This window comes from Limnobacter sp., assembly GCF_964228395.1.
Taxonomy (GTDB): Bacteria; Pseudomonadota; Gammaproteobacteria; order Burkholderiales; family Burkholderiaceae_B; genus Limnobacter.
The window spans coordinates 1-8,932 of the sequence record NZ_CAXQZX010000131.1 but is presented as its reverse complement, the minus strand read 5'-3'; the positions used below and the strand labels follow the sequence as shown (position 1 = coordinate 8,932).

Here is an 8,932-nt window from a genome sequence, read left to right as displayed (position 1 = left end):
CTGCCCTGAATCGGCCTGCGCGGCCTGTGCCACCTCAGCCCCTTCGCTTGCCCAGAAGCCAGCAGGGGCCATTGCCCCTGCAGCGACCTTCAGGACAATCTGCCCGACCGTGCCAAGAATGAACGGTGCCCCCCAAGGGGGCAGAGGCCCGACCCGACCTCAGTTTTGGAGGGCGGGCCTCAGTTCAGGCGAGGCTCAGGGAGGGAAATACAGATTGGCCGTCGCAAAGGGGCATGGGCCTGCTGGCTTCAAGGAGCAAGCGAACAAAACAAGCTGACACAACAGGCGCATGGACCTGCTTGCTTCTGGGAGCAAGCGAACCATCACCGAACCGGACTGGCCCTGTGCATCACCAATTCCACCCAATCCTGATTTTGCAGAAACCACTGCACCGTCTTGCGAATACCCGACTCGAAGGTTTCCTGCGGTCGCCAACCCAGCTCGCGTTCAATTTTTCGCGCGTCGATGGCATAGCGCCGATCGTGGCCGGGTCGATCGGTTACAAACTGGATTTGCTGTGCATAGCTGTGTCCATCAGCTTTGGGCTGCAATTCATCGAGCAAGGTGCACACCAATTTCACAACCTCGATGTTGGCCATCTCGTTCCAACCACCAATGTTGTAGGTTTCGCCGGGTGTCCCTTTGTCGAGCACGGTGCGGATTCCACGGGTGTGGTCTTCAACAAACAACCAGTCACGAACCTGCATACCATCGCCATACACAGGCAGTGGCTTGCCGCGCAGGGCGTTGTTGATGATGAGTGGAATCAGTTTTTCAGGAAAATGATAAGGCCCATAGTTGTTGCTGCAGTTGGTGGTTAGCACAGGCAAGCCGTAGGTGTGGTGCCACGCGCGCACCAGGTGGTCGCTGGCGGCCTTGCTGGCGGAATACGGGCTGTTGGGCTCGTATTTGTTGGTTTCTGCAAAGGGTGCATCGTTGGGTCCCAGGGTGCCATACACCTCATCGGTGCTCACATGCAAAAACCTGAAATTAGTTTTGGCCGTGCCATGCAGCGTGCTCCAGTATTCGCGCACGCACTCCAGCAGGCGGTAGGTGCCCACCACATTGGTTTGTATAAACTCCTCTGGACCCAGAATTGACCGGTCCACATGGCTTTCGGCAGCAAAGTTAAGCACGGCGCGGGGCTGGTGTTCAGCCAGCACCTTGCGAACCACATCTGCATCGCCAATCGAGGCATGCACAAAGGTGTGTTCGGGCCGGTCTTTGGCCGCGCCAAGGGTGCTCAAGTGACCCGCGTAGGTGAGTGCATCCAGACTGACCACTGGCTCGTTGTCAATTTGAAAGTGCTGTCGAACAAAACACGAGCCAATAAAACCCGCAGAACCTGTGACCAAAAGTGTCATAAAAAACGCAATGTCTTGAAAGTAAGTTAAAAGATACTCGCATTAAATTGGGGTACTCTGCCGAAGGCAGACCCCGCACATCATAACCGCGAGGCTGCGGCACAAGTTTAAATTACAAGGAAATTCACCATGCAAACACAGGGACAAGACATTTTTTTAAAAGCTTTGATGGCCTGCGCGGCGACGCTTGCCGCCGGTTGTGTGGCGGTGGCCCCCATACCCGCAACCGAAGGTCAGCAATCTAGCGCCAACGGCTCGGGCGCAACACTGTGCAACATCGAAGGCCAGCAACAGCAAGATTTATCAGATGGCACCACCAAAGCAACGCTGACACAAAGCTGCGAGCAAACCACGCTGTCCATCGAAAACCTTCACAAACAGCACCCCAAACGTTGCAAAGTGAGCATGGCGGGCCAGGGCACCGAGTTGTACATCATGCCCGGCGAAACCCGCACACTCACCCAAACCGGGCCCGTGGCTGCCGGCCAAGTGGCGCTGAGCTGCTTGAACGACTGGAACCGCACACGTTAAAGCGCATGGGGGCACAAAGACACGCTTAGGTTAATTATGGTTAAAAGTTTTCTTTTAACCATTAAATTCATTTAACCTTTAAGCTCTTCCCTACCCGGGGTGCTCTGGGGCTTGCCCATGAAAACCGTGCTTTTGCTTGATGATGCCCGCTCTGTTCGAAGCGTGTTCGGCGAGTTGATTCGTAAAGCCGGCCTGGAAGCGCACACAGCTTCCACTGCGGAAGAAGGGTTTCAGTACATTCAAGAGCACGGCGCCCCCGACCTCATTGTGACCGACATCAACATGCCGGGTATTACAGGCCTGGAGTTTTGCCGAAGGGTGCGCCACATTGAGCAAAGCGTGCCCATTCTGGTGCTTAGCGCGCAATCGGACCGCAGCCTGATTCAAGAAGCCCAACAGGCCGGTGTAAACGGGTGGATGCTCAAACCTGTTGAGCCAGAGTATTTTATGAATCGGGTGATGAGCGCACTGGCCCAGTAGGCCCTCACTGGCTGCTTTTTTCCAGCGTCACGCTGGGCACTTCCACAGACCTTTCTGCGCCCAGCACATTGAGCAACACCAACACGCGGTCGGCACTTTTTTGTTTGGCAATGGTGCCCACCAAGCCTTCAAACGGTCCTTCGGCCACCCGCACTTTGGCCCCAATTTCCAGTTCCTGATTGGCGAGCAAATTCAGTACCCCTTGGTCAGAGGCATGCTGCGCAATCAGGTCCACCAACTCGGTGGGCACAGGCGTGGGCCTTCCACCAAACTTCACCAAGTCCACACAACCTTTGGTTGATCGCAACTTGGAAAAATCGTCCACCCCTTGCTGCAAATGGACAAACAAGTAGCGTGGAAACAAAGGCTCGACAATCTCCACAGCGCCCTGGGATGGGCGTCTTTTTCGCACCAGGGCTCTGGGGAAAAACACGCGATAATGCTGGCGCTGCAAGTTGTCTTCTGCAACCGTTTCCATGCGGGGTTTGGTGTACATCACGAACCACTGGGCCATGGTTTTAAAACTCAAAATTGCCTAGAACGCACCATTGTAGCCCATGCGGCGGCGCCAGCATCCTTGGCTGACAGCACAGGTTGCTCAACACCCGCCGCTTGCAAAGGCCATTGAATGCGCAGGTCGGGGTCGTCCCATTTCAAGCTGCGCTCGTGGGGTGCGCTGTGGTGTGCAGTAACCTGATAGCTGGTGATCGCGGTGCTAGACAAAGCCAAAAACCCGTGCGCAAATCCCGGGGGTATCCAGAGCTGATGGTGGTTTGTATCGTTTAGTTCGCATCCGTACCATTGGCCAAACGTGCTTGAAGTTGGCCGCAGGTCCACCGCCACATCAAACACGCAACCGTGCACCACACGAACCAGTTTGCCCTGCTCGCAAGGCTTTACCTGCCAGTGCAAGCCGCGCAGTACACCTCGATGTGACAGTGATTCATTGGTTTGCACAAAGGCGGGCTTCAGGCCCGTGAGTTGTTCAAACACACGCGCATTAAAACTTTCAAAAAAATGCCCACGCGCATCGGCGTGTACTGTGGGTTGTAGCAGCAGCAAGCCTTCCAAAGGTGTTTTCTGGCAAATCATGACTCAAGCAAGCCCATCAAATAATTGCCGTAACCACTGTTGCGCAGGGGCTGCGCCAATGCTTTCAATTGGGCGGAGGTAATCCAGCCTTTGCGCCAGGCAATTTCTTCAGGGCAACTCACCTTTAAACCCTGGCGGCGCTCAATGGTTTGAATAAAGTTGGCTGCATCCAGCAAGTGGTCGACTGTGCCGGTGTCTAGCCAGGCTTGGCCCCGCCCCATCATTTGCACTTCCAGTTGCCCCTGGGCCAGGTAATGTCGAATGACATCGGTAATTTCGTATTCGCCCCTGGCCGAGGGTTGTAGGCCCTTCGCAATGGTCGGCGCCTGCCCATCAAAAAAATACAGACCGGTGACCGCATGCTTGCTTTTGGGGTGCTCGGGTTTTTCTTCAACACTGACCACGCGGCCATCGGCATCAAAAGCCAACACTCCGTAGGCCTGCGGGTTGGCCACCATGTAACTGAACACCGTGGCGCCTTTTTTTTGCCCATAGGCGTATTGCATTTGCTGCACCAGGTTTTGCCCGTAAAACAGGTTGTCGCCCAGCACCAGAGCAGAGGGGCTGCCCTGCAAAAAATTTTCTGCAACCACCAAGGCTTGAGCCACGCCCGCTGGCTCTGCCTGCACCGCGTAGTCAATGCGCATGCCCCAGCGGCTGCCATCGCCAAGCAACTGCTCAAAACGTGGGGTGTCGGTGGGGGTGGAAATCACCAAGAATTCCCGCACACCAGCCAGCATGAGGGTAGACAGCGGGTAATAAATCATGGGCTTGTCGTACACCGGTAAAAGCTGTTTGCTCACCGATGCGGTTGCCGGGTAAAGCCGGGTGGCTCGCCCACCAGCCAGCACTATTCCTTTGCGATTCATGCGCAAACCACCAAGTTGTTGGTCTTGCCAAGCAATGTATCACTGAAGCGGCTTACGCAAACACCCGAACAAGCGCAGCCAACACCTGCAAATGCTGATTCACCTCCTGCAACTTTTCTTCAGGCTGCTTTAACTTCAGCAATCGCTTGTGCAACTGTTGCACGCCTGCGCTTAATTGCCCCAAGGCCTGCAACCGCGGTGCGGGCAAATCACAGAAGCGTGTTTTTTCCATGCGCGCCATGGCTTGGTGAGCCGCACTTAAAGCAGTTTGATGTTGCACCCGTTGTTCAAGAGTCAACTGTTTGGCATCGACCAGGTAAAGCACGGCAAACACGTCTTCAAGCGCGCTGCGCATGGCATCGTACATCGGCTGATTCATGGGGAATGTTGCTGTTGTGCAAACCCCTAGGCTACCCGCCCCAAGCCCGTTTGAAAAACACTGCCTTGGGTGACAACACAAAAATTTAAGCCAAAAAACATTTGCTTTATTAAATATTTACATCGTATTCTTAGTGCAACACTTAAAACAATATTGCCATGGGTTTGACAGAGCCGCACACCAGCCTTGTTCGCAAAGAACAAGTCCAACTTCTTTTTCAGCACCTGCCGTTCATTCTGATGGGCAATGTGGCTTCGGCCAGTGGCTTGGTCGCCATTTTGTGGAGCCGACAAAACACCACCGCCTTGATCGCATGGTTGGTTTGCATCTACGCCACCTGCGTGGCCCGGCTGGTGCTTCGCCACCAATTTTTTTCTTTGCAAGGGCAGTTTTGCCCAAACCGCTGGATGAATTTTGCCATCGGCGGCACGCTGGTCTCGGGTGTGCTGTGGGGCACTGCAGGCGTTGTATTTTTTAACAACGACCCCATCACTGTGATGGCTTTGGCCACATTCCTGGCGGCCATGGTGGCGGGCGCTGTGTCGTCTCATTCGTGTTATTCACCAGCCTACCTGGCCTACGCTTTGCCCACTGCCCTGCCCTACATTGTGGTCTGCCTTTTTCAGGGCGAAACCTTTTACACGGCCCTGGCCATTTGCGCATCGGTGTTTGTGTTGGCCAATATTTCTTATGGGCGCAATCTGGAAAAAACAGTGGTGGATTCTATTCGGCTGCGGTTTCAAAACAGCGATCTTGTGGATGCACTGACCCGTCAAAAAGAACTCGCCGAGCAAGCCAATGTGGCAAAAACCCAGTTTTTGGCAGCCGCCAGCCACGATCTGCGCCAACCCCTTCAGGCCATCGAATTGTTGACCGATGCACTTGGCCGCGACCTCGCCAATCACCCCAGCCGCAAGTTACTCGACCTGATTCAAGACGCGGGCAAGGGGCTTCGCGACTTGCTCAACGGTCTGCTGGACAGCTCGCGCATTCATGCCTCGGCCATCAACACCAAGCCACAGCACATTGAATTACACACCTTGTTAAGCCGTGTCCAACACGACTTTGCGCCCGCCGCCGCCCAAAAAGGCCTGGATCTTCGCCTGCGCAGCACGCGCTTGTGGGTGTACACCGACCCCCAGCTGCTGGAGCGCATCATCAGAAATTTTGTAGACAATGCCATCAAATACACCCCCCATGGGCGCGTGTTGATTGGTTGCCGCCGCCATGGCGATACGCTGCGCGTGGAGGTTCACGACACTGGCATTGGCATACCCAGCATGGCGCAAGAACTGGTGTTCAACGAGTTCCATCAACTGAGCAACCCTGAGCACGACAAGAGCAAGGGCCTGGGCCTTGGGCTATTTATTGTTAAAAACCTGGCGCGCGTCATGGGCCTGCAAGTGGGCCTGCACTCCGTGCCGGGTCAAGGCTCCTCTTTTTTTATTGGCCTGCCCATTTGCGCACCGGCTGATACGCCAAGCGCAGCATCTGCACAAAAGGCAGACAACCCTGCTGAACCCATACGCGGCAAAACCGTGCTGTTGATTGACGACGATGCCGTGATTCGAACCAGCGTGGTGGAAATGCTTAAACGTTGGCATTGCAGCACAGTGATTGCAGCAAGCGCTGAAGAGGCTTTGCAAGTGCTATTGGCCCAAGGCGTGGTGCCCGACGCCATTGTGGCCGACTACCGACTGGGCAACAACGCCAATGGCGTGCAGGCCATTGAAGCCCTGCAAAAGCAACTGGGGCATATTCCGGCCGTGATACTCACTGGCGACACCAGCACTGACCGAATTGTGGAGGCGCAAGAGTCTGGCCACCTCATCATGCACAAGCCATTGAGTGCAGCCCAACTGCGCGACAGTTTAAGCGCTTTGATGGCATAAAAAACCAGGCCACCCATCGCCCCCCAAGGGGTATCACCCGAATTTGCAAAATTGGCGGCCAGCGTGGCTTTTCAGTAGCGTGCGTGCATTGTCATTTTTGCGTGCACTTGCATGGATTTCAGCGTCATTCCCGTGTTTGGCCAAGGCGTAAAACCCGCCCTGGGCATACGCTACAGCGCCCACTACTGGGTGTTTTTCGACAAGCGCACCGAGTTGCCGCCCTGGCTTGTGCTGCACCGCGAGTCCATCAACGACACCGAACTGGCCATGTTGCTGGATTTTGGCATGCCCCGCAGCCGCACCGCCGACCATGTGGATTGCAAAGTGCTCAAGCATTTTGGCCTGGTCGAAGGTGACCTTTACGAGCCCAGTTGGACGGTTACGCTCAACGAGCGGCGGCGCAACGCCGTGTTCACAGGCGCACTGCAGGTTGTTAAATTGCCCCTGGCCCGAGGGCTAGAGAGCGATCTTCGCAACCCCAACAGCATTTACTGGGCAAGCCAACACGCCTTGCTACACACCGCACCGGGCACTGCCGAGCACGAGCGTAATAGCGCACTGGTCGAGATGGCCAATGTGCTGCTTTCGCGCTGGCGCGAACACGACCTGGAGAACCTCGAATTCAAATCCAAAAGCAGGCTTCAAGAACTGTGGGCCGAGGCCGTGGCTGTGGGCCAGGGAGCAGGCGCTGGCCTGATGAATGCGCTGGAGGGCTTGTGGCAACTGCTGAAATTGACCATCGAGGTTAGCGCCAACGCGTTCAAGGCAAGCTGTGATGCCTTTGTGAAGGTGGTCAACTCCAATTTTGAGCAAATGAAGCACATGCTGATGCAGGCTGGCATTGGCCTATACAACAGCGCAGCCGAACTGTGCGCCAGCATTGCCGAGGGCATGCGCATGCTTCAACGCATTGGCAGCGACCCTTTGCTGCGGGTGGGCTTGATGGAATTTCTTGATGGCTACACCGAGAGCGTGCCGCACCTGCGGCGCATACGCAATATAAGTGGGGTGGTGGCCGTGGTGGGCATTGAGGTGGCCTTGGCCCTGGCCACCATGGGTGGCAGCGTGGCCGCGGGGGCGGCCCGTGTGGGCAGCCAGGCTGCGCGCATTGGCCCATTTACCCGCAAAGCCCTGGCACACCTGGCCAATGTGGCGCGCAACATGGACAAAGCGCAAGCCTCCAAGCTGCGGGCATTGCCCAGTGCGTCGGCCAGGGCACAAGGCGGCCGCGCCCGCACGGGCCCTGCCCCAGCCGCGCCCACAAAGCAGGGGCAAAGCAGCGCCGCCCGTCCCACCAACAGCCGCGCCCAAAGCAATCACAAATCCAGCACCGGTGCCAGCGCACAAAAGGTGAACAACAGCACCACCGCAGGCGAGCCCATCAGCATGTTCAATGGCGAAGAGCTGCTGCAACTGCACGACTGCGCCCTGCCTGGCACGGTAGACCTAGCCATGCAGCGCACCTACCGCAGCAGCCTGGCCGAGCAAGGTTTTAACACCGGCCTGGGTGCGGGGTGGGCCCACCCCGTGGCACAAAGCATTGTGGCCGTGGGTGAGCAATTGCACTACCTCGATGGCGAGGGCCGCACAGTTTACTTTGAGCCCCTGCACATTGGGCAAGCTTGCACCAACCACAGCGAGCAACTCACCCTGTGCCGCACAGGTGAGCACAGTTACACGTTGACCCACAGCAGTGGCTTGGGTATGGCCATAGAATTTGAAGGCCAAGCCCTGGCACTGCACCGCATGGTGGATGCCTTTGGCAACGCTTTGGTTTTTAAACGCAATGCGCAAGGCCAGCTTGAAGAGGTGCAAAGCAACCAAGCTACCTGGCTGTTGCATTACAACGCGCAAGGCTTGCTTTCCAGCATTGTGCAAGTGCCCAGGCAGGGCAATGCCAACAACCCGCTTTTAAACCACATCACCTTGGTGCAATACCAGTACAACCCAGCGGGTCAACTGGTGTGCGTGACCGATGCAACAGGCCACAGCGAGCATTACCAATACAACAGTGCCAACCTGCTTACCCAACGCACATTAAAAAGTGGTTACCCCATTTGCTTTGAATGGGCCACGCAGCCCGGGCATGCAGGCAACACCCCTTGCCTGGCCCAGTGGGGCGCACCTGTTGCAGGCCAGCCCACCTACCACTACACCTTTGAATGGGCTGTGGGCGGCAACCCCCTGTGCAACGCCGCCACTGACAGCCGGGGCGCGCGCTGGCAATACCAGTTCAATGCCCAAGGCCAATGCACACAGGCAAGCAACCCGCTGGGGGCCATTACCCGCACCCAATACGATGCACATGGGCATGTGGTGCGCATC

General features: G+C 56.4%; 9 protein-coding genes. 4 read left to right on the top strand and 5 right to left on the bottom strand.

From position 1 onward, the window contains the following. Positions 1-323 precede the first annotated feature (323 nt). The gene (gene rfbB / locus ACEQU8_RS11390) at positions 324-1,364 is read right to left on the bottom strand and encodes a dTDP-glucose 4,6-dehydratase (protein WP_370263708.1); all 1,041 of its coding nucleotides are present in this window, start codon (positions 1,362-1,364) and stop codon (positions 324-326) included. Positions 1,365-1,493: 129 nt separating this feature from the next. Between rfbB and ACEQU8_RS11385 the strand changes: the two genes are divergently transcribed. Next, a complete protein-coding gene (locus tag ACEQU8_RS11385) occupies positions 1,494-1,895 on the top strand; it encodes a hypothetical protein (RefSeq protein WP_370263706.1) in 402 nt (133 codons plus the stop codon). A 117-nt stretch (positions 1,896-2,012) separates the two neighbouring features. Next, complete coding sequence (locus ACEQU8_RS11380; RefSeq protein WP_370263705.1) at positions 2,013-2,375, top strand: PleD family two-component system response regulator; 363 nt, start codon at positions 2,013-2,015, stop codon at positions 2,373-2,375. Between the two features lie 4 nt (positions 2,376-2,379). Here the strand turns inward: ACEQU8_RS11380 and ACEQU8_RS11375 are convergent, their stop codons facing one another. Genes ACEQU8_RS11375 through ACEQU8_RS11360 form a run of 4 tightly spaced genes read right to left on the bottom strand, consistent with a single transcriptional unit; the run spans position 2,380 to position 4,715 of the window. After that, on the bottom strand, positions 2,380-2,889 hold the full coding sequence (locus tag ACEQU8_RS11375) for a transcriptional activator RfaH (RefSeq protein WP_370263703.1): 510 nt from the start codon (positions 2,887-2,889) through the stop codon (positions 2,380-2,382). An 11-nt stretch (positions 2,890-2,900) separates the two neighbouring features. After that, on the bottom strand, positions 2,901-3,467 hold the full coding sequence (gene rfbC, locus ACEQU8_RS11370) for a dTDP-4-dehydrorhamnose 3,5-epimerase (RefSeq protein ID WP_370263702.1): 567 nt from the start codon (positions 3,465-3,467) through the stop codon (positions 2,901-2,903). After that, positions 3,464-4,336, bottom strand: a complete 873-nt coding sequence (gene rfbA, locus ACEQU8_RS11365) for a glucose-1-phosphate thymidylyltransferase RfbA (RefSeq protein WP_370263701.1) — start codon at positions 4,334-4,336, stop codon at positions 3,464-3,466. The genes rfbC and rfbA overlap by 4 nt, the downstream gene beginning before the upstream one ends. A gap of 52 nt (positions 4,337-4,388) precedes the next feature. Next, on the bottom strand, positions 4,389-4,715 hold the full coding sequence (locus ACEQU8_RS11360; protein WP_370263700.1) for a hypothetical protein: 327 nt from the start codon (positions 4,713-4,715) through the stop codon (positions 4,389-4,391). A gap of 158 nt (positions 4,716-4,873) precedes the next feature. On the opposite strand from ACEQU8_RS11360, the gene ACEQU8_RS11355 reads away from it, so the two are divergent. After that, positions 4,874-6,607 carry a hybrid sensor histidine kinase/response regulator gene (locus ACEQU8_RS11355; RefSeq protein ID WP_370263698.1) on the top strand — a complete coding sequence of 578 codons (1,734 nt, stop codon included), beginning with the start codon at positions 4,874-4,876 and terminating at the stop codon, positions 6,605-6,607. 111 nt (positions 6,608-6,718) lie between these two features. Beyond that, positions 6,719-8,932 (top strand): DUF6531 domain-containing protein (locus ACEQU8_RS11350; RefSeq protein ID WP_370263697.1); only part of this gene is annotated, 2,214 nt, incomplete at its 3' end.

Coding starts and splice junctions, on each gene's coding strand:
- ACEQU8_RS11385 (WP_370263706.1), top strand. CDS start 1,494: ATGCAAACACAGGGACAAGACATTTTTTTAAAAGCTTTGATGGCCTGC.
- rfbA (WP_370263701.1), bottom strand. CDS start 4,336: ATGAATCGCAAAGGAATAGTGCTGGCTGGTGGGCGAGCCACCCGGCTT.
- ACEQU8_RS11380 (WP_370263705.1), top strand. CDS start 2,013: ATGAAAACCGTGCTTTTGCTTGATGATGCCCGCTCTGTTCGAAGCGTG.
- rfbC (WP_370263702.1), bottom strand. CDS start 3,467: ATGATTTGCCAGAAAACACCTTTGGAAGGCTTGCTGCTGCTACAACCC.
- ACEQU8_RS11355 (WP_370263698.1), top strand. CDS start 4,874: ATGGGTTTGACAGAGCCGCACACCAGCCTTGTTCGCAAAGAACAAGTC.
- ACEQU8_RS11375 (WP_370263703.1), bottom strand. CDS start 2,889: ATGGCCCAGTGGTTCGTGATGTACACCAAACCCCGCATGGAAACGGTT.
- rfbB (WP_370263708.1), bottom strand. CDS start 1,364: ATGACACTTTTGGTCACAGGTTCTGCGGGTTTTATTGGCTCGTGTTTT.
- ACEQU8_RS11360 (WP_370263700.1), bottom strand. CDS start 4,715: ATGAATCAGCCGATGTACGATGCCATGCGCAGCGCGCTTGAAGACGTG.